The 24,803-nt window shown below is 48.9% G+C and carries 24 protein-coding genes; 6 read left to right on the top strand and 18 right to left on the bottom strand.

The features are described 5' to 3' along the window. Positions 1 to 252 precede the first annotated feature (252 nt). Positions 253 to 1,134: an alpha/beta fold hydrolase gene (locus tag ACAN56_RS19570; RefSeq protein ID WP_379145154.1), complete on the top strand. Its 882-nt coding sequence runs from the start codon at positions 253 to 255 to the stop codon at positions 1,132 to 1,134. 191 nt (positions 1,135 to 1,325) lie between these two features. Here ACAN56_RS19570 and ACAN56_RS19565 read toward each other — a convergent pair whose 3' ends face one another. The 5 genes from ACAN56_RS19565 to ACAN56_RS19550 form a co-directional block, all read right to left on the bottom strand. Next, a complete protein-coding gene (locus ACAN56_RS19565) occupies positions 1,326 to 1,718 on the bottom strand; it encodes a hypothetical protein (protein WP_379145152.1) in 393 nt (130 codons plus the stop codon). 407 nt (positions 1,719 to 2,125) lie between these two features. Then, positions 2,126 to 3,592 (bottom strand): amidase family protein, encoded by a 1,467-nt coding sequence (locus ACAN56_RS19560; RefSeq protein WP_379145174.1) that lies wholly within the window; start codon positions 3,590 to 3,592, stop codon positions 2,126 to 2,128. A 142-nt stretch (positions 3,593 to 3,734) separates the two neighbouring features. Continuing rightward, the gene (locus ACAN56_RS35510) at positions 3,735 to 3,965 is read right to left on the bottom strand and encodes a WapI family immunity protein (protein ID WP_038590211.1); all 231 of its coding nucleotides are present in this window, start codon (positions 3,963 to 3,965) and stop codon (positions 3,735 to 3,737) included. 187 nt (positions 3,966 to 4,152) lie between these two features. Then, positions 4,153 to 5,211, bottom strand: a complete 1,059-nt coding sequence (locus ACAN56_RS19555) for a hypothetical protein (protein WP_379145149.1) — start codon at positions 5,209 to 5,211, stop codon at positions 4,153 to 4,155. Positions 5,212 to 5,333: 122 nt separating this feature from the next. Further along, positions 5,334 to 6,191, bottom strand: a complete 858-nt coding sequence (locus ACAN56_RS19550) for a helix-turn-helix transcriptional regulator (RefSeq protein ID WP_038590205.1) — start codon at positions 6,189 to 6,191, stop codon at positions 5,334 to 5,336. Between the two features lie 186 nt (positions 6,192 to 6,377). On the opposite strand from ACAN56_RS19550, the gene ACAN56_RS19545 reads away from it, so the two are divergent. Both ACAN56_RS19545 and ACAN56_RS19540 read left to right on the top strand, forming a co-directional pair. Then, on the top strand, positions 6,378 to 8,657 hold the full coding sequence (locus ACAN56_RS19545) for a beta-L-arabinofuranosidase domain-containing protein (RefSeq protein ID WP_379145147.1): 2,280 nt from the start codon (positions 6,378 to 6,380) through the stop codon (positions 8,655 to 8,657). Positions 8,658 to 8,739: 82 nt separating this feature from the next. Beyond that, complete coding sequence (locus ACAN56_RS19540; RefSeq protein ID WP_379145145.1) at positions 8,740 to 9,816, top strand: M24 family metallopeptidase; 1,077 nt, start codon at positions 8,740 to 8,742, stop codon at positions 9,814 to 9,816. Positions 9,817 to 9,860: 44 nt separating this feature from the next. On the opposite strand, the gene ACAN56_RS19535 is transcribed toward ACAN56_RS19540, so the two are convergent. Both ACAN56_RS19535 and ACAN56_RS19530 read right to left on the bottom strand, forming a co-directional pair. Beyond that, positions 9,861 to 10,559 carry a Crp/Fnr family transcriptional regulator gene (locus ACAN56_RS19535; RefSeq protein ID WP_340898914.1) on the bottom strand — a complete coding sequence of 233 codons (699 nt, stop codon included), beginning with the start codon at positions 10,557 to 10,559 and terminating at the stop codon, positions 9,861 to 9,863. A gap of 89 nt (positions 10,560 to 10,648) precedes the next feature. After that, complete coding sequence (locus ACAN56_RS19530; protein ID WP_379145141.1) at positions 10,649 to 12,148, bottom strand: DUF4153 domain-containing protein; 1,500 nt, start codon at positions 12,146 to 12,148, stop codon at positions 10,649 to 10,651. Between the two features lie 113 nt (positions 12,149 to 12,261). Here ACAN56_RS19530 and ACAN56_RS19525 point away from each other — a divergent pair, with 113 nt between their 5' ends. Then, complete coding sequence (locus ACAN56_RS19525) at positions 12,262 to 13,938, top strand: ABC transporter substrate-binding protein (protein ID WP_379145139.1); 1,677 nt, start codon at positions 12,262 to 12,264, stop codon at positions 13,936 to 13,938. A 21-nt stretch (positions 13,939 to 13,959) separates the two neighbouring features. On the opposite strand, the gene ACAN56_RS19520 is transcribed toward ACAN56_RS19525, so the two are convergent. The 3 genes from ACAN56_RS19520 to ACAN56_RS19510 form a co-directional block, all read right to left on the bottom strand. Then, positions 13,960 to 14,301: a copper amine oxidase N-terminal domain-containing protein gene (locus tag ACAN56_RS19520; protein WP_379145171.1), complete on the bottom strand. Its 342-nt coding sequence runs from the start codon at positions 14,299 to 14,301 to the stop codon at positions 13,960 to 13,962. A 115-nt stretch (positions 14,302 to 14,416) separates the two neighbouring features. Continuing rightward, complete coding sequence (locus ACAN56_RS19515) at positions 14,417 to 14,791, bottom strand: hypothetical protein (protein ID WP_379145138.1); 375 nt, start codon at positions 14,789 to 14,791, stop codon at positions 14,417 to 14,419. Between the two features lie 93 nt (positions 14,792 to 14,884). Next, a complete protein-coding gene (locus ACAN56_RS19510) occupies positions 14,885 to 15,376 on the bottom strand; it encodes a DinB family protein (protein WP_379145136.1) in 492 nt (163 codons plus the stop codon). Positions 15,377 to 15,525: 149 nt separating this feature from the next. Between ACAN56_RS19510 and ACAN56_RS19505 the strand changes: the two genes are divergently transcribed. Continuing rightward, positions 15,526 to 15,753 carry a DUF2651 family protein gene (locus ACAN56_RS19505; protein ID WP_076114540.1) on the top strand — a complete coding sequence of 76 codons (228 nt, stop codon included), beginning with the start codon at positions 15,526 to 15,528 and terminating at the stop codon, positions 15,751 to 15,753. 195 nt (positions 15,754 to 15,948) lie between these two features. Here ACAN56_RS19505 and ACAN56_RS19500 read toward each other — a convergent pair whose 3' ends face one another. The 6 genes from ACAN56_RS19500 to ACAN56_RS19475 all read right to left on the bottom strand — a co-directional run bounded on the left by ACAN56_RS19500 (position 15,949) and on the right by ACAN56_RS19475 (position 20,413). Next, complete coding sequence (locus ACAN56_RS19500; protein WP_379145133.1) at positions 15,949 to 16,392, bottom strand: GNAT family N-acetyltransferase; 444 nt, start codon at positions 16,390 to 16,392, stop codon at positions 15,949 to 15,951. Positions 16,393 to 16,412: 20 nt separating this feature from the next. Next, positions 16,413 to 16,961 carry a histidine phosphatase family protein gene (locus ACAN56_RS19495; RefSeq protein WP_379145131.1) on the bottom strand — a complete coding sequence of 183 codons (549 nt, stop codon included), beginning with the start codon at positions 16,959 to 16,961 and terminating at the stop codon, positions 16,413 to 16,415. Positions 16,962 to 16,964: 3 nt separating this feature from the next. Beyond that, positions 16,965 to 17,450: a hypothetical protein gene (locus tag ACAN56_RS19490; protein WP_038590177.1), complete on the bottom strand. Its 486-nt coding sequence runs from the start codon at positions 17,448 to 17,450 to the stop codon at positions 16,965 to 16,967. Positions 17,451 to 17,573: 123 nt separating this feature from the next. Further along, the gene (locus ACAN56_RS19485; protein ID WP_379145128.1) at positions 17,574 to 18,110 is read right to left on the bottom strand and encodes an AAA family ATPase; all 537 of its coding nucleotides are present in this window, start codon (positions 18,108 to 18,110) and stop codon (positions 17,574 to 17,576) included. Between the two features lie 164 nt (positions 18,111 to 18,274). Further along, entirely contained in the window at positions 18,275 to 19,684 is a 1,410-nt protein-coding gene (locus ACAN56_RS19480; protein WP_379145126.1) for an NAD-dependent malic enzyme, read from the bottom strand. A gap of 132 nt (positions 19,685 to 19,816) precedes the next feature. After that, entirely contained in the window at positions 19,817 to 20,413 is a 597-nt protein-coding gene (locus ACAN56_RS19475; protein WP_038590167.1) for a TetR/AcrR family transcriptional regulator, read from the bottom strand. Between the two features lie 125 nt (positions 20,414 to 20,538). Between ACAN56_RS19475 and ACAN56_RS19470 the strand changes: the two genes are divergently transcribed. Beyond that, positions 20,539 to 21,531, top strand: coding sequence for an acrylyl-CoA reductase family protein (locus ACAN56_RS19470; RefSeq protein WP_038590164.1), 993 nt, complete (start codon positions 20,539 to 20,541; stop codon positions 21,529 to 21,531). A gap of 72 nt (positions 21,532 to 21,603) precedes the next feature. On the opposite strand, the gene ACAN56_RS19465 is transcribed toward ACAN56_RS19470, so the two are convergent. Then, positions 21,604 to 23,943, bottom strand: a complete 2,340-nt coding sequence (locus ACAN56_RS19465; protein ID WP_379145122.1) for an ABC transporter permease — start codon at positions 23,941 to 23,943, stop codon at positions 21,604 to 21,606. Position 23,944: 1 nt separating this feature from the next. Next, on the bottom strand, positions 23,945 to 24,706 hold the full coding sequence (locus tag ACAN56_RS19460; RefSeq protein WP_038590158.1) for an ABC transporter ATP-binding protein: 762 nt from the start codon (positions 24,704 to 24,706) through the stop codon (positions 23,945 to 23,947). Positions 24,707 to 24,803: the final 97 nt, after the last annotated feature.

The raw sequence follows: 24,803 nt of genomic DNA, 5'->3' as shown, positions 1-24,803 counted from the left end.
TGCCACCGGCTCCTTCATCATCCTCTTCATCACTTTAACTACAGGATGAAATCCTGCGAATTCATGAGTCTGGGTGAGGAAACTGAATCATTTCGAGGGAGTTTAATCCTCACTTTTTATTCTTTCCAAAGTTTGTTCAATGGTTTCATACTTAATGTTATCGTATTCCCATTCCAAAACAAGAGAAAGAGTGTATCTTTTCGAAGCCTTAGGCATAAGCTCAATTATATCGTCTCTGAGAGGATGTTGTTCATGTTTCCTTATCATTCGGGGAAAAATCAAATTCCAAATCCTTATTACCGGCCTGTACCGCAGGGACAATATTATAATCCTTATTCCGAAGCAGGATGGTTTGGGTGGCATTATCCCATAGAATCGGAAGGAAGTTTTCGGCATTCTCAACGGCTTACTTTTGTCCTCGTGCATGGTTCCTGGGCTGATGCTCACTTTTGGGATGGCGTAACTGCGGTACTGCGTAGTCAAGGGAACATAGTCTACACTCCAGAATACGCAGGCCATGGAACTGATCCAAATAAAAATGTCACTCATGCAATGATTACAAAATCAGTCGTTGATTATATTAGACACCTGAACCTGTACGATTTTATTCTCGTTGGGCACAGCTTTGGTGGAACAGTCATCCAAAAAGTTGCTGAACAGCTACCTGATCGTATTAAACGTTTGGTCTTCTGGGATGCGTTCGTATTAAAAGACGGAGAATCGATTGTTGATGAGTTACCGCCTCAAACAAGAAAAAATTTTGAACAGCTTAGAGCCATGTCGAATGACGACACAATCATGCTTCCGTTTGATTTGTTTCGAGATTTGTTCGTAAATACGGCCACCACCGAGGATGCTAAACTTTTTTATACAAGTGTAGCTCCGGAGCCGGCTAAACCGCTTTTCGAGAAACTGGATCTAAAAGCGTTCTACGCGCTACAAACCCCCAAAAGCTATGTATATTTCTACCAAGATAATGTATTGCCTCAAGGGGAAGGCTACGGTTGGAATCCCCACATGTCAATACGATTGGGTCTGTTCCGCCTGATCGTTGGCGATGGGGACCACTTTACGGATACACGCACAAGACCGGCTTATTTGGCACAGAAGATTTACGATGCAAGTCGGGATTGATTCACTCAAGCGTAAATATGTTTGAGTTTTTTTTTGCCTGAGGAATATGCTATTCTGCCCTTTAGTTGAATAATGACTATGGGTTACTAATTGTCTTTTGTTTTCTAAAGAAATTTACGATTAATACCGTATTTCCGTCTGCGTTTTCAACTAACCTGGGGGAAGTATGGAAAACTATCGAAGTGGCATTATCAATCAGGGAAAAAGATTTCGCCGTCGTTGCTGCTAACATCAAAAAATCCTACCTTGTGTTTTATAGCCAAATTCCGCATCGTAGTATATGCTTCCTTAGCTACGGAATAAGCGAAAGCCGCATAGATGACGGCGGAGCCCAGCGAGTACTCGGTTAATCGGTTTTCAGTTCCGGCTTCCTCCATAGCTTCAAAAATTTCATCATCTACATTCATATTGGGAAAATCCTCCGATAGCTTGCTGTACAAGCGGTGCAACGACTCTGAGCAGACAAAAGGATCATTATATTCATGATCTTCCGACCATTGTACTTGCTGCTCAAACCAATCCATAAACTCCTTCCTTTCCCTCGGTGCCCTGGACGGCTCGAAAACCATCAAATCATAGCTCATTTGAAGTCCTCCTAGATAGATTTCACTTCTATCATGGTGTTGAACGCTTGCCCCGCATCTTCCACCACATTTCCCTGGAATTATATGCCCGATTCGCAGAACAAATGTAGCGAAATCTGTCATCTATGCTACGGTTCACACCACTATATCTAACAAAAAGTACATTTCAAATTTCGGCGGAGTGATATGAAAATCCTCTATTTTTTTTAACAGAGGATCATATCGTTCACCCTGCTAAACTACTCTCTAGTTGAATAGCATACAAAACCTCCCCTTAGAAGCTATTCCATCTAGATTTGCTTCTAAAGGGAGGTTTAATCTGCCAGCATGCTTGAGCTAGTGTTTCTCGTTTGTTTAATCTTCTACCGTAAGATAAGAAAATGGGAAGCTGCCTATATAGTTCCCCTTTAGTTGAATATAGGTTTTTTGCGATGTTTTGTTATTTGTTCAAAAGAATAAGCTATACGAATTAAGGTAGGTTCAGTAAATGCTTTTCCGGCAAAAGTAATGCCAAATGGTCTGCCGTTTGCTCCATACCCCGCGGGGATAGCAATAGATGGATAACCAGCTTTGGCACATATATCCGCTCCAATATAAGCTGGAAACATTATCGCATCTAACTGATAACTATTTATCGCATAATCAATTCCTTCGTTCTGGGCTAGATATAAATCCATAATAGATTCCATGATATAGTCCTTATTTTTCAAAGGATCGGTTAACCCCTCCCGGAATTCTAATAAATCTTGACCGTATTTCAGGGCTGCATCTGCATACTTTTCATTCCAATTGATGAGTTCGGACAATGAATGAACCGGCATATGTGCCGGGAGACGCTGCAAATAATTCTCCACTCCATGATTGAATTCTAAATTCATCTTGTTCCAATGCCATGGACCATGAAACGATGGAATGTCGATATTTTCTACTACTTCGGCTCCTGCTTTTATCAATTCGGAGACTGCTTGATGAAATAGCTCCTGATTATATTCACCAGATTCACGCAGGGAATCTGGTACTTCACAAAAGACCCCAATTCTCGCTCCCTGTAGTCCATTCTTGTCCAAGAATGATGTGTAATCCTGTATAACATGGTCATTACGCCAGGTTGCTGGGTCGTGCTCATCCCTCCCAGCTAATGCGTTAAGCAGAACTACCGCATCTGAAACCGTCCTTGCCATCGGCCCTGCTGTGTCTTGTGAATAAGAAAAAGGAATAAGTCCTGAGCGGCTAATTAAGCCGACGGTCGGTTTGATGCCGACAATAGACATCTGTATGGCCGGACTCAGAATTGAAGCGGAGGTTTCTGTGCCTATCGCCGCTGCTGCAAAACTCATGGCCACCGCAGCTGCGGATCCCGTACTGGATCCGCCTACGAAAAAATCACCATAGGGGTGCGCGACCTGCCCCCCCTTTGAACTATAACCTGCCCACATTGTCGAGGAAATACCGTTGGCCCATTCTGTCATATTCGTCTTGCCCAAAATGATGGCCCCCGATTCTCTTAATCGGCGAATCAGGAAAGCGTCCGTCGTACTTACATGCTGTGCTAGTGCTAAAGCTCCCGCACTGGTACGCATCTTGTCTCCGGTTTCGATATTATCCTTAACGAGAATCGGTATGCCATGAAAAGGTCCTCTACTCCCCTTGCGCTGACGTTCTATATCAAGTGCTTCTGCGATGAAAATGGCATCGGGGTTAATTTCCATGATGGAATTTATGTGAGGGCCATCCTGATCATATTTTGCGATACGTGATAAGTAGCAAAACACTAATTCTTTTGAAGTAAATTCACCTTGTTCCATCGCGTTTTGTAATTCATATATACTTGCTTCTTCTATATTTAAATTCATCAGATTAAAGGGAGACTTCATATTCAAATCACGCCCCATCAGAAGTATTATATTGTTTATTGCATTCAATAATACCACGATGGATAGACAATATGACCAGGATAAAACAAACATAATTAAACTATCCCACGATAAAGTTCCACAAAACTGCCCGTTAGAATGGCTACTTAGGACATATTCCTTTCATATCCCCATAGTGGTTAACGAATTGTTTCAATCCGTCGAGCGTCTCCACAAAAAAGCTTTGATCGCTTTCGATTTCAAATATTAACTCATTGCCCTCGTGTGCAAACTCCTTGAAGTAACCTTCAATGATGACCTGCCCTCGCTTGTTAAACTTAACTTCTAGCTTTAGGTTCACTTCAGAATTTATCAATGCTGCAATAGTTCCCACTCTTAATTTCTACAATTCCTCTAACATCATATCCACCAAAATGGCTTGTCATGTTCGGAAAACCAAATGCCTCTTCTATGGTGATTTGTACAAAACAGCCCTTTTTCCCTCGTACTACAAACTCATGCACTTTAACCAGCTCACTTAATTGGGATTTTCCGCTTTGTTTAACTATATTTGCTCGTTTTCACTCCGCAGCAGGCAGCAGGTCTTGAACGGAAAACTTATTGGACGTGCTGCTCCAGGGTTCCGGGAATGCCCGGTCAGGATAGATTGAGTCGAAAAAGGAGTAGCCCAGCGGATCATAGACTTTTAGCTCTTCCCGAGTATTAACTGGCCCTCTAACCCCGTCCCAGGTGCCGTCCTTGCTTTCGGCCATTACATTAAACCAGATTGTCGTTAATGTGGCGAAATACTCCTCGTAATTGGAAATCGCGTAGGTATGCGGCCAAAGTCCGCTGTCCACGGCATGCTCATAGGCGTTAACCAGTTGTCTGGCTAAAGTCTGATCCTCCAGATTATTGATCCCGATTAAATGGATCGCATGCCCGAATTCATGGGCCAGGATGGACTCATTGAGGTATCGGGTCTGAATCTCTCCATCTCTATACCGCATGATGTTTTTTTCTGACACAGAAGTCGTCGGAATTTGCGGCGTTCCACCGAAGCCTTCTACAGGACGGGTTAAAAAGTCCGCTCCGCCGCGATGCTCCGGTATATCATACGCGTCCTCCTGCAAACCGTAAATAGCCAGAGAGGCTTGCAGCTCTTCCAGCTTCCGCGCTACCTCCGGCCTTTTGCTCAACATCACCTCAATCATTGCACAGGCTTGGTCATGCACCTGATAACCGACATGTGAAGAGGATTTAATGAGAATTCCAGAAGAGGTTCTGGTAAATCTGGTGTAGTAGTTCTGCCACTTTTTTATTATACAGGGTTGGTTGACCGTTACTGCGCTGCCCTGTCCTTTTTGCCCGACAACGGTAAGCTTGACCTTGCCCAAATCATTATGCTGTATGGGATTCAGCAGGTACAGCGTTGTTCGCCGCTTGGACGCCTCATACACACATCTAGTATCCCAAGCCTCCTTATCCTCATTGGCGTAAATGGGCACATTCACCCCGTTTAGCTCAACCAAAAAAGCATTTGGATCTTGTGCAACTTCCGCCCCATCATTCCAAACCAATTCAATCCGGTGCGGATCAATAAATTGGGCCGCCGCTATGTGCAATTCACCATTCACCATTACATATGCCCCCCTCACAATAAATGGTATCGCTTTCTTTTCAATGATAGCATGATTTCTTTTTCACTACGGTAGCCCAAACCATAGGTTAAGTGGACAACGCAACACAAGTATGGCTCTCTTCATTTTTTATTGTAATGCTTGTTAAAAAATGTTTTCCTGTATTGGGTGGGAGTGATGCTCTCATATTTTTTGAACAAACGCATGAAATATTTTGAATCCTCGTAACCCACCTCCGAGGCAATTTGCACAATGCTCAAATCTGTTTCCGTTAGCAACTTTTTGGCATGCTTCAATCGAAAGGTAATGATTTGCTCGGAGATTCCGATCCCGGTATTCTCTTTGTAAATTCTCGACAGATAGCTTTTGTTGTATTTGAAATGATCAGCAATTTTATCAATCGTAACGTCATCAAAAGCATGTATCCGAATCCAGTCCTGGATCGGCTGCAGGCGGTTGCCGTTAACATTTTTCCGGGTCAGCACACTCAAGATTTCGGAGGTCAATTCATGCAAAAGGCAGCTTAAATAAGCATTCAGGTAATTATTCCGCTTCTTTTCCTGATATAAATCCAGCAGTTGATTGAACATGACATGAAATCGCCTGGAGTCGATTTTGTTGGTGTGCACGGGCAAGATAATCATGTCATCGGCATTGTTAACATTGAGCTCCTGAATAACCTCTGTCTCCGTATGGATACTCAGATTTACCGATGAAAAATGAAGCCAGTGGAATTTCATCCGACCCTCACAATATTTGATTCCCTTGTGCCGAGTATGCGGCGGAATGACCAAGATCTCACCCGATTCTATGGCGTAGGGAATATTGTTGCACTCGATGTAAAGCGTAGACTCGATGGGACTGATGATTTCATAACTGTCAATGACCCGTTCGGTGTGAATCCAGGGCTGATTGGTGATGAAAGTGCCTGCGGACAAAAATTGTGCATGCTCCGTGTATTTCTTATCAACAAAATACATGACTGTGACTCCTCTCAGCATTAGACATAGCTCCGTGAAATCCATAAGCGGGCAAGTTCAACCCGGCAATCATCCCGATAGTAGTAAATATAATCCACCTATTCTTTTTTTCAACTACTTACACTGATTTTTATTTCCTGTACCATTAATCCTGTGAAAGCGATTAAATGTCAAGGAGGAAAGTACATGTCGGTTAAATCCAGTGATCAAAAAACGGTCCAACAAGACATAGAGGCCTTGCATCTGGGGAATTTGAAAACTGTAGAGTTTGATGTTGTTTTGCCGACCGAGGGCAAGCATGGCTCCACCATTACCTGGTCCTCAAAAGATGACCGTTGGATTGACGGCTCTGGGAAAGTGCATCAGCCTGAATATGGAAAAGGGGACCGGATCGTTCCGCTAACCGCAACTTTCCAGTACGGGGAGGCAAGGATGGTTAAGGTTTTTGAGGTGAACATTCTGGAGGAAAAAAACAAAACCCAGGTTGGAAAAATCTTTCCCATACACATTGAGCAACAAGTGAATACAAGATTTTGCCTGCCCTCTGTTGTGTCTATTCAAACTGTAACCGGCGATGTCATTGGCCATCAGGTCAATTGGCTCGGGGGAGCAGAAAGACTTTATGCTGAGATCGGGGAGGAAAAAGCGGCTGGCCATCTGACGGACACGCTTTACGAGGTAACAGCGACTGTCATCGTTAAGGAGACCATCGAGAAGAAGAGTGTCAGACAAGCCTTGCTGCATGCCTTTCCGCCGAAGAAGGTCAGCCTGCTTGGGCCATCTAGATTCAAAACTGCGCAGGATCGGAGACTGGCCTTTCTGTTGAAGGTTGACGATGATCAGATGCTGTACAATTTCAGGAAGGCGGCTGGGATCGATACCCTTGGGGCCGATGAGATGATCGGCTGGGATTCACCCGACAGCTTGCTGAAGGGACACACGACTGGACACTATCTGTCGGCACTTGCTCTGTGCTATGCTTCAACGGGCAACGGGCAGATTTACGGTAAATTGACTTACCTGATTGAAGAATTAGATAAAGTTCAACTTGCCTTTGATGCAGATGACAGATACCAGTTCGGCTTTATTAGCGCGTATTCGGAGGAGCAATTTGATCTGCTGCAAAAATATGTGCGCTATCCGGCAATCTGGGCCCCTTATTACACCCTTCACAAGATTTTTGCCGGCTTGCTGGACAGCTATCATAAAGCCGGGATTCAACTGGCGCTGACCATTGCCGACAAGCTCGGCGACTGGGTGTACAACCGCTTGAGTGCACTGTCGCATGAACAATTAATCAAAATGTGGAGCATGTACATTGCGGGTGAGTTTGGGGGGATCAACGAGTCACTGGCTGAGCTCTATACGTATACTGACAAAGAAAATCATATTAAAGCGGCCAAGCTGTTTGATAATGATCGCTTGTTCTTCCCGATGGAGCAAAAAGTAGATGCCCTGGGAGCCTTGCATGCCAATCAGCATATTCCCCAGGTAGTTGGAGCAATCAAGATATTTGAGGCAACGCAAGAAAAAAAGTATTATGATATCGCCCAGTTCTTCTGGCAGTCGGTTGTAAACTCCCATATTTACTCGATCGGCGGAACCGGTGAGGGTGAGATGTTCAAGCAGCCTAACAAGATCGGCGCCCATCTGACGGAGCATACCGCCGAAACATGTGCGTCCTATAACATGTTAAAGCTCACCAAACACCTATATGCATATGAAAATGATGTGTCTTATATGGATTATTACGAAAGAACCATGTTGAATCATATTCTTGCGACAACCGACCATGAATGTCTGGGAGCAAGCACCTACTTTATGCCCACCAGCCCCGGCGGGCAAAAGGGCTATGACGAGGAGAACTCCTGCTGTCACGGTACAGGTTTGGAGGCCCATTTTAAATATACGGAAGCGGTTTACTTCGAGGATGCGGACGCTTTATATGTTAATCTCTTTGTCTCATCTGAGCTGGTGGATGCGGACAATGGACTGCATGTGGTGCAAATGGTTCCTGAAATCTTTACGGGAGAGATCACGCTGTCCATCCTGGCCTTGAAGAAAACCCGTTTAAAGATCCGCAAGCCTTACTGGCATCAAGGAGATGTCAAGGTTAAACTCAATGGTGAGCAGGTTGCTTTTACCGAAGAGAACAGTTATGTCACCTTAACCTGTGACTGGTGCAAGCAAGATAAGGTAACCATTCGGTTTTTGCCGGAGCTGCGGTTGGAATTCACTCCCGATAAGCACGACACTGCCTCCCTCGCCTTTGGTCCCTTTATTCTGGCGGCTGTATCCACCCGCAAAGACTTTTATGAGTTGCCCCTACACCAAGGAAATGTACAGGAGAAGATGGAACGAATCACTGGTACCAACCGGTTCGTCTTCAAGGAGACGCAGCTTGAATTTGCCCCTTTGGCAGAATTAAACCATGAGCAGTATCATTTGTATTTCAAAACCATTTGACAAGAATGAGATCCGTGGAGGAGTGCAGTACTGCTCCTCTTTCCTGTTATCTACAAACGATAGAGACAAAGGAGAAGGTAAAGTGAGACGAATTGAAAAGCTGTTGAGCACAATGGAGGAGGAAAACCTTCCGGCCTTATACATCAGTAATCCCAAAAATGTTCGTTATCTGTGTGGCTTTACTGGTGAAGATTCCGCTTTGCTGTTAACCCAACAGGAAGTTTTCTTCCTCACTGACGGCCGTTATGTGGAGCAAGCCGCCGAGGAATTGCCCGGCCTGCTCCAGCGTGTATGCTGGCGCAAGTCTTTAATGGATGAAGCAGCGGAAATCATCAACAAGCTAGATTTTCCGCGGGTCGGCTTTGAAGGTGCGCATTTGAGCTACAGCGATGGAGAACAGTTCAAATCCTTGGTCAAAGCGGACACGCGGGCTGTAACAGGCTGGGTGGAGAAATTCCGCGAGGTCAAGGATGAAGAAGAGCTTCGGAGTACCCTTGAAGCTGTACGTATAGCTGACAAGACCTTCATGCATATTCTCAACTACATTCGTCCGGGAGTCACCGAGCTCGATATGGCGAGAGAAATGGAATACTTCATGAAGCGGAACGGCTCGGAGAAGACGGCCTTCCCCACCATCGTGGCATCCGGTATCCGCTCCTCCTATCCCCACGGTGAGGCCAGCCATAAAGAAATCGAGCGGGGCGACATGGTGATCTTAGATTTTGGAGCAACTTACGAGGGTTACGTTTCCGACATCAGCCGAACCATTGCCGTAGGTCAGCCGGATTCACGACTTGACGATAGCTATTATCTGGTCCTGGAAGCACAAAAAGCAGGACTTCGCGCAATCCGTTCCGGAATGAAAAGCAAGGAGCTGGATTCGATCATCCGGGCTCCCTTTATCCGTGAAGGAATGAATGCCCATTTCACTCATGGCGCCGGTCACAGCATCGGATTGGACATTCATGAAGCCCCTTATATCAGCTCCCGGTCGGAGCATAAGTTTGCAGAGCATACCATTATGACGATCGAGCCGGGATTATATTTTCAGGGGGTTGGCGGAGTGCGTATCGAAGATGATATCCTTGTCAAATCAGAGGAAAGCTGTACATTAAGTAAATCACCGAAAAGCGATTTGCTTGTACTACCGTTTTATTGACAGGTTCAAACATTCCAATGCCATTCTGCTCTCTCCAATCCCGTTTATTCATATAAATTCCCGTTCGCAAGCCGGGCCAGCTTAGCTTCATCCAGCACACTCAAACGGCCCTGTCTGCGTTCAATGATGCCATCCTCAATGAACCGCCGCACAATCCGGTTCAAATGGCGGTAGCTCGTTCCGAGCAAATCCGCCGTTTCCGTAAGACTTGCTGTGCGGAGCTCCTCCACACGATGACCGCCGACGCTGTCCGCGAACATGGACATCAGATAGCTGGCAAACCGGTTCTCCACCGGGTAGAGCAGATTCAGCGCGGAGGTCTGGCCGAGCGTGTACAGCTTGTGGCTTAGCTCTCCGACCAGAAAACGCAGCAGCGCCGTGTTCTCTTCCATCTCTTTCAGCAGCAGCTTTCTGCCGGCCACCAGCAGCAGGCTGTCGCCGACAGACTCCACCTCATTTTTAACCGGATACTGCCGCAGCAGCTCCACGTCCCCAATCACGGACATCGGTCTGGCAAACCGCACCAGCATCGATTTTCCGTTGGGGAGCAGCGTGTGAATTTTGAGCTTCCCTTGGACCAGGATGAACATGCTCTCCAGCCGGTCTCCGACCGAGCAGACCGCTTCCCCGTCGCTGTACCGACGCAGCTCCATTCTTTCAATGACCTCAGTGCTGAACATCTCTTCCAGCCCGTTCTTCCCGGCCAGTGTACGGACAGCCTCAAGATCCAATATTGTGTTCATTCCGTGCTTCCTCCTTGACCTCATGCTGGCTTCAATGTACCACAATTTATAGTAGAGTATAACCCGTCCCCGATTTCAAAATAAAGTCTCTATTCCGCGAAATATTGCTCCAGGGCCTGCTGCGCCCGGTATTTGGATACATTGAAGGATGGCCATTCTTGTTCAGCAATTGTGTTGCTCTGCCACTTGTCACGCAGGTTCTGATCCAGCAGCCCATCCTCTTTCTTGCTGAATTCAATCAGCTTCGGGACCGCATCCCAGGATAGTCCGCTCAAATAGGCAGCATCCAGCTTGCCGCTGGCTTCATACCGTTCCATATTTCTGCCGGCAATGATCCCGTCCATCCCAATATAATTCATCAGCACGTACGCAAGCAGACCAAGCACAATATAACATTTGGCCAGCGGGAAGTTCACCCGGCTAATCCGCACTGCCGCAATGACCAGCAGCAAACCGAGAAAGATCATAAAGGCGTGCACGAGAAAGCGGATATAGGTGTAGCCGTAGGCTTCCTCATACAGTGCCAGACGGGAGTAGGCAGAATACAACATAACCATGGAGCACAGGACCAAGGTATAGAGCAGGACGTTAATGATCTTTTTCAGCGTTTTCTTCACTTCCCCTACGGACAGCAGCGACAAGAGCAGAATCGCAAAGTTGATGGCTGTAACCAGAATCAGCTCGAAAAATCCGCTCCGGGCATAGTCAGCATACGTGCTGCCTTCCGGCAAAACCCCATCCCATGCACCAAACAAATATGAAAACTGCACGCTGACAAATAACACATACACGGTATTGATCGACACAAGGATTGTGGTGATAATTACCGGATCAATGGAAATGGTGAAGGGTTCACGGACCGGCTCGCCGTCCAGCGGCGGCACGCTCCAGTCATAGTGTTTAGGATCAGCGAACCCTTGGGCAAAACCGAACAGTCCCATTCCGAGCAGGATGATCCATAAGATGCGGGCTAAGCCGTCACTGAATGAGATCCGCTCCAGCAGCGCCGGGACGTCCGCCAGTATCTCATGAAATACACCGTCGGCTGAAGAGAGCAGTGAGATTACAATCAGCAGCAGCGGGCAGGAGATGAGCAGTCCAATCAGCACTTTGACCAGCACCTGCTTGCGCTCCCCTTGCAGATTCCTGCCTCCTGCTTTTTGGATAATCTTAAACACCGTAGGCCAATGCCGCAGGCTCTGGGCAAAAAAGTGCTCCGCCGCAGCCCCAATCAGTGCTAACCGGCTCCAGGACGGAAGGCGATAGCTCAGCATATAGGTCATATGTAAGAAAATCAGCGCCGGAATCACCAGGAAATTCAGCCCGAAGAAAAACCAGTTTGCAAACAGTGCATACGTCAAGGAGAGCAGAAATATGGCTCCCAGCCAAACATAACTGAACCACGTGTTCTTACGCAACCTATCCTTGGCAACATAGAGCACAAAAATATAGAGCAGGCATACAAAAATCGGTACAGAAACGCCTGCCATCTGGCCGTAGAACAGATACTGATGCACGTCAGCCAGCAGAAATGCAGCAATTAATGCGTAAAGCGGCCGCATTGCTGTAACCGCATTTTCATCCTCCATGGTAAATCCCCCCATTATCTTGCTTTCTTATCCCAATTTTAGCTGATAAAATAAGAAGAAAAAGAGAAAGAAATGAGTTTATATTTCCTATTTTAAGAAAGGAACAGCCGACAATGAAACTGCACAGCCAATTTCTGAAGCTGCACTCCCATCATGGGGGGGCGGCGGAAATCATGGTCACCCTTGATGAACTGGCTTTAACTCTGGGCTGCACCCACCGCAATGCATTGCATGTTATCAATAAAATGTCGGAGCAGGGCTGGATCGTCTGGACACCCAGCCGGGGGCGGGGCCGCCGGTCCTCCCTGAAATTTCTCACGGATTCCGAGTCTATCGCCCTGCAATCCATGAAGCAGGCGATCAGCAGCAGAGATATCCGCAGCGCCATGGAGGGCATCCGCGGACATGCCCGTTCCTCCTCGCTGCAGGATTCCCTGCAGGGCTGGCTGATGTCCTACTTCGGCCATCACTCCGAGATCCGCAGCGACAAGCGGATTGACAGCTTACGGCTGCCGGTCAACCAGCAGCTCCATACCTTTGATCCGCTGTACATGAATTTATTAGCGGAGTCCTTCGTGTCCAGCCATGTGTTCGACGGGCTGGTAGGACGCGGCGGTGAACGGGACGACATCCTTCCCGGGCTCGCCCATGCCTGGGATGTAGATGACAGCCGCACCAGCTGGACATTCCATCTGCGTAAGGATGTCTTCTTCCATCATGGCAAGGTGCTGGCTGCCGAAGATGTGGTCTATTCCTTCGAACGGATGATGACTTCGTCGCACCGGATGCTGTACAACTCTATTTTCAAAGAGATTCAGGAAGTGAAAGCCCTGAACGCTACCACAGTGCGATTTCTGCTCAAGAAACCCAATGAGCTCTTCCTGCCTTTCCTGTGCACGAGCCGGGCAGCTGTCGTTCCAAGGGATCTGGAAAACCAGGGTGAGAGCAGCTTCGGGCGCAGACCGGCAGGCACCGGACCGTTCAAGGTAGCGGAGATGCATGAGGATTCCTGCGTACTGGAGGTATTCCCGTATTATTTTCAGGGCCGCGCCCATCTGGACCGGGTGGAAATTCTCTATGTACCGTGGGGGATAAGTAATTCTTCTCCGGAGACAAGCTCCGGCTTCCACATTGTTACGAATCCTTCTGTCTCTGACCCTTCGGCCTGGAGCCGGATTCATTCCGAGTCCTCTGTGCGGAAATTTGTGACCTTCAATACGAAAAAAAAGGGACCGCTAAGCGATCCCCTTCTTCGGGCAGACATTGTATCCTGTTTGAACGCGGATGTGGAGACGCATGGACCACAGCAGCCAGAGCCTCATCCGGCAGCGCTGCAAATTGCCACGATTCCGCAATATTCCGGTGATGCCGAATCCATTGCCGCAAGGCTGAAGCACCAGGGTTATGCCTGCACGGTACTGACCGTTTCCCCGGAGGAATTCAAAGGTCCGGTCCGCCTGCAAGCCGACCTGATTGTTTTCTCCCTGCTCCGTGATCAGGATGAACAGCTCCGGCTGTTCGACCTGTATCTGACGCTCGCGCAGCATATCGAGCCGCGTACCCGGGCCGATATTGAAGGCCGGCTGAGCCTCATTTCCCGCGAGCCGCATTTCCAGGCCAGAGCCGAGGGCTTCAAGATCATCGAAGACAGCCTGATCCACGATCATCAGCTGCATATCCTGTACGAAAAGCCCACCGAAACGGCTTACCTTCCCTCTGTGCGCGGCGTAACCTTCAACAGCCAGGGCTGGGTAGACCTGCGCCATCTATGGTTCCCGCCGGAGCTGTAGCTCATCTGAAGATAAAGGCTGTCAGCTCTTCTTATCAGTAGCCGTTACCGTCCGGGCCGCCGCATTCCACAGCACGTCCATATTCAGTCCTTCAGAGATGAATCGCACCGGCACCAGTATGCGGCCCCCGGCCGCTTGCGCGGGCACATCCAGTGTCACCGTTTGTCCGTTGATATAAGCGGTCTTGCTGCCGAGAATCATGGTAATCTTCGTACTTCCCTTGACAGCGGTGATTTTCTTGGAAGCCTGATCCCAGGTCACCTCAGCACCCAGCGCGCTGAATATTGCACTCACCGGTACCAGCACTCTTCCGCCCTTGCTCAGCGGAAGCTGATCCTGGAAGGTGACTGCCTTGCCGTTCAGCAGTACGGATATCCCGTTGCTGCCTGATGCCGATGAAGAAGTGCCGGTGCCGGATGCTGTTCCAGTACCTGCCGAAGTTGAGGTTGACGTGTTCGTGCCGGCCGTCGCAGCAATTTCAGGAAGCGGTGTGATCTCCAGCCCCAGCTGTTCCTGCAGGCTGGCCAGCCGGCACCGATTTGAGCGTCAAATTGCCTTTGGTGGAGAATCCGACATTCTTAAGCACTGTACCGTTCACATCAACGGTTACACTTTTGTATTCCTTTTCCAGCGGACTTGCCAATATGCTCTGCCAATCCTCATCATCAATAGTAACCTTTACATTGATGACCTTGTCCGGCGTGAACAGGGATTCATAAGCTTTCGCAACCCCCGCATCCGCAGCATAGGCCGCTGAAGGGTTTCCGGCAATCCCGCCTACCGGTACTCCTAGCGCAACTGTCAAAGACAGTGACGTCAGCATGAACTTCCTGAACACGTTTTTCATTCTCAAAATGTGTACTCCTCCTCTAAAACCAGATTTATATTTCGGCAACTGCCCACGGGCATTGTAAAATATAAACCTGAAGGAGGACTGAAAATGAAATTACGCCCTGCCCGGCAGGCTGTCCGCTAACCCTTTGCCGATCACATTGGCGGAAGGCGGCTGCTTCCCAAGCTCTCTGGCCCAGACGGAGAGCTGCCCGGTATGATGAATTTCATGAGCGATAACATGGCGCATAATTTCGCCCCAGGCATCGGTAACCACCGAGCCGTCACTGCGCTCATCTACAAAAACATTCCGCTCCAGACCTTCATGCCAGGCCAGCACAAAGTCTTCCACCTCGGGACGAAACTTTGCATCCAGCTCCCGTACCTTTTGCAGGCTGCTGTACCAGGCGAAATCCTCCTGAAAATCCGGTTTGCCCTCCATCACCATGATCCAGCTCCACTCTACATCGGCAATATGAAACAGCGTCTTCAATATCCCGCCAACGCCGCCTGTACGCGGCTTCAGCAGTTCCTCTTCCGGTATCTCCTCACACCACTTGTACCACTGCTCGCGAACCACCCAGTTATAACGGAAAAATGTCTCCATCCAACCCCTCCAATAATGTTAAATTCATCACACTTGCAGACAGTTTAACATATAGCAGAACCGGCATGGCATGGAAAAAATAATTATACTTGTCATACAGCTTCTTCCAGGTAAAAAGTATATAATTATAGAATATTTTATATTGAGGAGTGAATCCGTTGCTTTTGGTTTTTGTAATCTGTCCTATAATCGTTATAGTCACTTCAATTGTTGGTTTTATGTTGATTAGAAGATGGTTCGTAATGCCGTTATTAACTTTTATTGTTTTCACAGCACTAACTTTTACCGTCTTCAATGAGTCCTTTTTCATTTGGGCGATAGTTTATGCAATATTATCAGTCATCGTAGGTTTAATGATGAAGTCAGCAAAAAAGTAAAAATCAACAAACGAAATGATTAACGGCCCCATATTGGAGTCGTTTTTCTATGCCTAAGCGAAAAAAAGCCAGCCTCTGCAGGCTGGCGGGATATTCTTAATTCTTCTTTCGCTTCTTGCGGTTTTCCCAAAGAGTATCTGTGATGTCATCAAAGATAAATTCGAAAAATGCCCACACAGCCCTCCCTCCCTCATGTTAATGTGAGCTTAGATGCTTGCGGTACCCTTCTACCTTTTCATCCCGGTAGCCCATAGACTCATAGAAGACATGCGCTTCCTTACGCTGCTCACCGGAAACGAGGATAATGTAATAGCAGTTTCTCTCGTGGGCGGCTTGCTCAATGGCAGTCATAAGCTTTTTGCCGAGACCCTGGCGTCTGGCGCGGGAGGATACAACTACATTCTCGATCACCATAAACGGCCGGCAGTCTCCGACGAGATCCTGGCATTCGATCCCCATCAAGGAGCCGAGCAGTTCCCCGTCCACGTATGCGCCCAGCAAGATGTACCGGCTATCTGCCTTTATCCTGTTAAAAGCTTCTGCCAGCTTCACTTGATCCGTTCGATGGCTTATCAATTCACTGTACAGCTCATTTAATGCCTCAAGAGCATCCGCTTCAATTTCCTTAATGGTGACCATTTTGTGCATCCCGCTTTCATTTAAATTTCTATCTTCTCATATGTATAAAGCTGCCCATTTCGCGGATGTCCCATCCGCTTCCCTTGATAGGATCTGCGCCGCAGTTCCCGCTCCAGCTGCTTCATAAAAGCGCCATGCGTGACGATCAGCACACCAGAGCGCTGCGGTACTGACTCCAGAAGATCGACAGCCGCTTTCACGCGCTGACTGGTTGTCCGCCTGCTCTCTGGCTGAGAGCGGTGACCGAATACCCAGGACAGACGTCCGAGAGCCAGCCACCAGGGTACCGGCAGCCTGGGACCCGATACGCTAACCGCAGCCACTTCAATTTCTCTCAGCTGCTCCGTGAATGTAATGCTGCCTGAGTAGATGCTGCGGGCCGTGTCCACCGCTCTGGGCAGATCGCTGCACAGGCAATGATCCCACAGTTCTGCAGGCTGCTTCCACTCCCCGGTCCGGATATCCGCTGCATCATACAATCTCACCCATTCATTGAACTGACGGCCGTTCACCCAGCCCTGCAGCGGCGGACGCTCTACTTTGAAATGTCTGACCAATCCGAATTTCACCGTCTACCACCCGCCTGAATCGACGGTATCGACTTCAATTCCTTTTCCAGCTGTCAGATGAAGGTTCGCATTGCCCTTGCCTTTGTTTCCGACAATCTTAATCCGGCTGTTTCCTTTGATAAGCGGCAGTTCCACCGAACCTTCAGCGCTGCCTTCGGCAATGACTACGGTTTCCTCTTCAGGAGTTATGAGTACGACTTTAAACTTTCCTTTGGTGATATCCTGCTCAAACTCGATGCCAAGCTTACCTTCCTCCGCTGCCTCAATGCTCCACAAAGTATCCGATCCATAGAATCCGGTAAAGTTAAGCTCGGCATCCTGTGCAGTCACTTCACCTATACGATCCTTGTAAGTAAGGCTGTCTCCGCTCTGTACGATCACCTTGTTGTTGCCATACACATCCTTCTGTTTCTGGTCGACACCGCAGCCGGCAAACACCACAGCAGCCAGAACCACACTAAGACAACAAGCAATCCCCCGGTTGTACATCTTATACACTCCCCATGATTACATTCAACTTTTGATTTTCACATCACAACTTGATCCTACAAACAGTCATCCCTTAACCCGCAGCTCAAACCGCTCCTTCTTGCCACGCTCTTTCTCTCCTTATCATTGACTGGACAGATGGCTCAGCACAGCCTCTACACGTTGATCTACCGACATTTCCCCTGTTAACCGCAGTACCGGACAGCCCAGCTCAGACATCCATTCCTCATGCAGTGTTCTGCTTCTGACCTCCACACCTGCCGTATCATATAAAGCGGCCCATTCCAAAAAAAACTGCACATCTGTAAATTTGCTCCCACCCGGCAGACTTTCCTTCCCATACCGCTCATATTCTCTTGCCTTTAAGCGCTCCAGCCGGAGCTCCGGTGGAATCCACAGAAAGATTACCAGGTCAAAATAAGCGCGAAGTTCATCTCCCCAGCCACAGACAGCTCCGGAAAGTATCCATGGTCCGGCATGATCCAAGTCCCGCTTGATTGCAGCCAGTCTCTGCGTATTGTCACTCTGCTTCGTGAATTTGTGCTCCCAGAAATAGTCGTCGCTATCCAGATGCACATGCGGCAGCTTCTCTGCCAGCGCCTGGCCGAGCGTGGTTGTGCCGGATCCGGAAGCCCCCATAATATGTATCCTGCTGAACATGGCTCCTCCTGAACATGTAATGATTATTTATAATTGTATAATTTTTCACATAAAAGATACAGCGGCACATTTCACTCCCCGGCGGCAACTATTGAAGCGGACGCAAAGCAAATAACCCGCGAGACCGTTGTGGCCGCAGGTTTTCCGCTTGCTCTTTGGTGACCTCAGTCCGAAATATCCGGAGGAATACGGCGCGCCGTACGGGTAGCGATAGCTGCCTTGATCACTGCCAGCCGTACCTGCTCCACCACTTTCTCATTAAAAATACTCGGAATGATATATTGCTCATTCCGCTCATCCTCCTGTACAACCGAAGCAATGGCCTGTGCTGCAGCCAGCTTCATCTCCAGATTCACCTCTCTTGCCCTGCAATCCAGCGCTCCGCGGAAAATTCCCGGAAAACAGAGCACATTGTTAATCTGGTTCGGATAATCGCTTCTTCCGGTCGCCAGTACACGGGCATACGGTTCTGCCAGTTCAGGCTCGATCTCCGGATTGGGATTGGCCATAGCAAAGACGATGTTGTCCTTGGCCATGCTCTGCAGGTGGCTGACGTTCAGAATGCCCCCGCTGGATACGCCGATAAACACATCCGCCCCCTGGAGCGCCTCCGTCAATCCGCCGCTTAAACCCTCAGGATTGGTGTTATCCGCCAGCCAGCGCCATTCGGCATTCCCGTAAGCTTGCTCTCTGCTGAGAATCCCCTGCCGGTCAACGGCATATATGCTGCGGGCTCCCGCTGCCAGCAGCAGGCGGCAGATGGAGACGCCGGCTGCTCCGATGCCGACCACGACAATTCTGCAGGAAGCGATTTGCTTGTCCACCACTTTCAAGGCATTTAACAGTCCTGCCAAAGCAACAACTGCCGTGCCATGCTGATCGTCATGAAACACGGGGATATCCAGCTCGGCGGAGAGGCGCCGTTCAATTTCGAAGCAGCGGGGTGAGCTGATATCCTCCAGGTTGATGCCGCCGAAACCAGCAGAAACCGCTTTCACAATCGCGATGATTTCCTCCGGATCCTTGGTGTCCAGGCATAAGGGAAACGCATCGATATCTGCCAGTTGCTTAAAGAGCATCGCCTTGCCCTCCATGACCGGCATCGCCGCCTGCGGTCCGATATCACCGAGGCCAAGTACCGCAGTTCCGTCGGTAACGACGGCAACCGTGTTTCTTTTCATCGTAAGCGAATAGGCTTTACCCGGATCCTCGGCAATCGCCATGCAGACACGGGCAACACCAGGTGTATACACCAGTGACAGATCCTCCCGGTTTTTGATCGGCATTTTGGGTGTGATCTCAATCTTCCCGCCAAGGTGGGCCAGAAACGTCCGGTCGGATACATTAATAACCTTAATCCCCGGCATGTTCGACAATATCATAATAATCTCCTTATTGCCTGCATCCTGGACGTTTACGGTAATATCTCTTGTCGTCACATCCTTACCTGCACGGATGACGTCAATGGCCACAATATCCCCGCCCGCTGAAGCAAGCGCTGAAGCAACATCACCAAAAGATGCAACCGATTTACGGATTTCCAGACGGATAATCATCGTTGTCGCAATGGACATAGAGTAAGCCTCCTTCTCAAAGCGTTCTATGACCAATATACTACAGTTCACAGAATGTACAAAAGAAATTTTCCGTGGAACTTTTGGTCCCACGTTCACAATGTACGTGCCAATCATTTACTTCACAAGGGTTCAGTCACTCAGCACCTTTATAATTGCTGTATAACAGGATTCTTTGAAAGTGGCATGCAGGTCATCGTCATCGGTCATCAGCCACTGGATCAGACAACCATCGATTATTGCACGGATCACCGGCGAGGTCTTGTCCGGGGTCAGCTCCCTGGAGAATACCCCTTCCTCCTGGCCCAGGTTCAGCACTTCGGTGCTGATGGCTGCACAGCTGTCATAGAAGCGCTGGTTGATTTCCCGGTACACGGGAATCCGGCTCGCCCGGGCCAGGAAATCGAGGTACACCCGGTAAAATGAACGGTTTTGGGCCGGACCGGCAAACGCCGAATCAATATAGGCGGCAAGCTTGCCCGTTGCCGTATGCTGCTCCTGCACCGCCGCCTGCTCTTTCGCCGATATTTTACCTGTCAGCCATGCCAGCAGTTCAACCAGCACAGCCTCCTTATTCTCGAAATAGTAATGCACGACCCCTTTGCTGACTTCGGCATGATCTGCGATGGTCTGCAAGGTCACGGAATCATAGCCGCTTTCTGTCAATGCCTGAAAGGCTGCATACAGAATCTGCTTGCGTTTCTCTTCGGATTTCTTGTAGCGTACCATTGGACCTCCACGATTAGACTGTTATGTACTTAATATCATAGCACTAAAAAAGTTGACCGGTCAGAATAAATATTATATAACTGACTTACCTATCACAGATCGTAGAAGAACAGGAGCGAAAACTCATGCCTGAAACATTTCAAGCTTTGGTTGTGGACAAAACAGACACGTTTAAGGTAGCTGTACAACCGGTGACACTTGGGGAATTGCCTGCCGGTGAGGTGCTGATCAAGGTATCCTACTCCAGCGTGAATTATAAGGACGGCTTAGCCAGCATTCCGAATGGAAACATTCTCCGCAATTATCCCTTCATCCCGGGCATTGATCTGTCCGGAATCGTTGTATCTTCAGCAGACAGCCGGTTCCGGGAAGGACAATCCGTCATTGCCACCAGCTATGGCATCGGCGTATCCCATTTCGGCGGCTTCAGTGAGTATGCCCGGATTCCTGCCGAATGGGTCCTTCCGCTGCCGGAAGGTCTTTCCCTGCGCGAAGCGATGATCTATGGCACCGCCGGATTAACGGCTGCCTTGTCGATTCAAGCGCTGGAGGATAACGGAGCAGCGCCGGACAAAGGCAAGCTGCTGGTAACCGGCGCAACCGGCGGTGTCGGCGGAACAGCCGTAGCGATGCTGGCCCACAAAGGATACACGGTCACAGCCAGCACCGGCAGAACGGAAGAAGCCGGTTATCTGCAGACCCTGGGTGCAGCCGAGGTCATCTCCCGCGGAGACGTCGGCGATGGTACAGGCAAGCCGCTTGACAAGCAGCTGTGGCAGGCTGCTGTTGATTCCGTAGGCGGCGGCCCGCTAGCGGCGGTAATCAGCAAGATCACCTACGGCGGCGCCGTTGCCGCAAGCGGCTTAACTGCAGGAACGGCAGTCCCGACGACCGTGATGCCTTTTATCCTGCGCGGTGTAAGCCTGCTTGGCATTGATTCCGTCTCTTGCCCTATGGAGAAGCGGCTGAAGATTTGGCAGCGTATGGCAAGTGATTTGAAGCCTGCGGTACTGGAGGAACTGGTCGACCGGGAGATCGCCTTGAGTGAGCTGCCCGCTGCATTGGAAGACATCCTTAAATCGAATACCAGAGGCCGGGTACTTGTCCGCCTCTCCTAGTCCTAATACAACAGCAGCCACCCGGGAAATCATGCCCGGGTGGCTGTTTAAGTTTAAGCATAAAGAAACTGTCTACTCTGTGATCAATTCATAAGCCGTAATCCGTTTGATCCGATGGGAGACCAGCATGGATATGAGGTAAGAGAACAAGATAAGGCCTATACTGAGTCCTATGATCATCGGGGCCTGTATAGTAAAGTTCACCTGTGCGATTCCCGCACTGGACAGCAGCATTTCGAGCATGGAATTGGTATAAAGACCGCCAAGGCAGGCGCCGATGAGAACGCCCACCGTTACTACAGGGAGAAAGCTCATAGCTATTTGCGATCTCAATTGGAATGTCGTGTAACCTAAGGCACGCATTATGCCCAGCTCCCGCTTCCGTTTCAGGATGCCTGTCTGAATTACCAGGTAGAGAATTAAACTAACAGTTAGTACAGTAATTGCCAAAATCACAACCATAAGGGTGAAAATGGCTGATATATACACTTTCATCGAATCTGCAATGGATTTTTCGGCATTGGTTACAGACTGAAGCATATCCGGATATTGTGATTTCACAGCTTCAATAAACTCCGGAGAGGTAGTGCCATCCAGATAGACGTTAATAGACATCGCCTGTTGGCCAGGCATCAGCCGCTGCACACCTTCAAGCGCCAGAGATGCATCTGTGCTTAAGGATTGGCTCAGGCCGGTGATCAGAAATGGTTCGGACACTTTGCCCAAATCAACATTTATCGTATCACCGATACTTTTGCCCAGTAGCCTGGACAAAGTGCTGGTAATCACAATTTCGTTATCATATTTCGGATGGCGGCCTTTCACCACTGTGTTATTGTCCATCTGCGCATAATCATCGGAGAAATCAGACGACACCTGACGACCGTTGATCGTTACCGTGAGGTAATCCTGAAAGACCGCTTTTTCGACGCCGTTCATCCCTTTAATCTCCTTCAGCAGCCGTTCACTGTCCTGCCCCTGCTGAACTTGAATGCCCACATTGGGTGTTTCGGCACCGGTCATTTGAAAGAAGGCCGTTTTATCCTCGGCAATATTATAGTAGAACACAGCCGAGAAGACGGATGCAAACGTAATCGCCGTTATAATACAGCCAATTAACAGGTTCTGCCGGCTATTGGCAAGCATTGTTTTGCAGGCCAGCAGAAATTGCAGACCTCCCTTGGCCTTATGCAGTGGAAGGTGATTGCGCTTGAAATTATGCGTCACAATCCCGCCCCGCAGCGCCGCAACCGGCTGCAGTCTGCGTACACGCCAGGCTGAACCCATCGCCACTGCCCACACAAGCACCATAAGGATAGCAATACTGAGCAACGAGTTGCCTAATGGGGTTCCGCCAGGCCAACGCAGACCCGTCAGCATGGCGATGATGCCTCCGAACGCTTGAACCGCAGCGTAGGAAAGCGCTACACCGGCAACACTCCCGGCAAGACCGGTCAGCGTAAATTGCAGAGCAAAGGAGGATGAAATCTGCCGGCTCGTATATCCCAGTGCCTTGAGCACACCGATGTTAACTATTCCCTCTTCGATGCTGTCCGCAATGCGAAACTTGATAACAATCAGCGACACCACTACAATAATGGCTGCAAAAACAATCAGAATCATCGCGACAATATTGATTGTGAGTGTCGAGCTTTTGGCTTGTCCGATATCACCGCTCCAGAAATTGATATCGTTCGAGTCGTTAAGCTCCGGAAACTCGGCGCTGTAATCTCTCAAGAATGATGCCGACTGGCTGCTGTCCTTGAACACTGCCGACTGGAGGATCCCCTCTGCATCAGCTCCCAGCTTGTGTTGAAGCTCACGATAGGTGGTGTCCGGCAAATAAAATTTCATCAGGGCCAGATTTGGCTTGCCCATCAGGGTAGACTCGAAAAATCCGGTGATCTTGTAGCTGTAAGTCACATTCTGATAGGTAAGACTGAACGAATCACCCAACTGGTAGCCTCCGCTGGCTTTCAAAGAATATGGGGCTAAAATCCCAGTTTCATCATTTGCCGGTATAGACTCGACCAACTTAAGCGGTGCGATGTTGCGGTTGTTATCTGCATTCAGAAGTGCGATACGCAGACTGAAATCATTATCGGTGTCTTTATCGTAGCGGAAAGCAGCCTTGGGGATGAGGATAATCCGTTCCGTTTCCTGTTCCTTTACCCCTTCATAGGATTTAATATAATCCTCAGTGGAGGGCTTAAAATGAGAGGCTGACATCGTAATCACTGCATGCGCATCATGCAGCTCATCGGCCTTCTTCTCATAGAACCTTCCCATTGAGGAGACAATCGTGATACCGATATTGAGCAGTAAGGAAGCCGTCAAAATCAGGATGAACAGGGAGAAGGCTGCTCCTTTTCTTTTTTTGATATTGGCCCAGGAGAGGTTGAGAACGTTCATCTTACCACCCCATTTCAGCAAGAAAGGCATCCAGCTTGTCATGCCTTGCCTGATGCTGCCCTTCGTCATAAGCATCCAGCCGAAGATCACCGCAAATCATTCCGTCGCGCAGGTACAGGATCCGGTTGCCGCGTAAAGCCGTTTTGAAATCATGGGTCACCATAACAATGCTTTGTCCGCTCCGGTTGATCCGGGTCATGATATCAAGCACATTGGTGCTTGATGCGGAATTCAGCGCTCCCGTAGGCTCGTCCGCAAATACGATCTTGGGATCATTGATCAGCGCACGCACAATTCCGGCCCGCTGGGCTTCACCGCCGGACAGCTGCGAAGGAAACTTGCCCCATGTGGGCTCCTCCAGCCCTACCTGGCTAAGCAATTGCTTCGCTTTAGCGGTCAGCTCCCGCTTATTCCGGCTCACCAGCAGAGCGCTCGCAAGCATGTTGTCGAGCACACTCATGTTATCCAGCAGATAGATTTGCTGGAAGACAAATCCGCAATGGTTCCTGCGGAAAATGGCAAGCTGGTCATTGCTCAGCTTGGCAATGTTGGCGTTCGCGAAATGAACTTCACCGAGCGACGGTCTGTCCATACCGGACAGGGCATACAGCAGTGTCGATTTGCCCGAACCCGAACTGCCCATGATAATCGTGAAATCCCCTTCCATCAGGCTGATATCCAAATTTTTCAGCACATGCTGCTGTACTCCGCCGGAAGAGAAGCTTTTACATAATTTTTCGGTTCTGAGAATTGTATTCTGCATGAATGGATCATCCTTTGTTCATTAGTTGCTTGCAGATCTATCATACACAATCAATTCTTAATCCTTCTTTGCCGGAACCTTAACCATTCCTTAATTC

The sequence above is a fragment of the Paenibacillus paludis genome (assembly GCF_042610515.1).
Classification (GTDB): domain Bacteria; phylum Bacillota; class Bacilli; order Paenibacillales; family Paenibacillaceae; genus Paenibacillus_AQ.
Note: the sequence above shows the minus strand (reverse complement) of the source record. Positions and strands in the feature narration are given on the sequence as shown.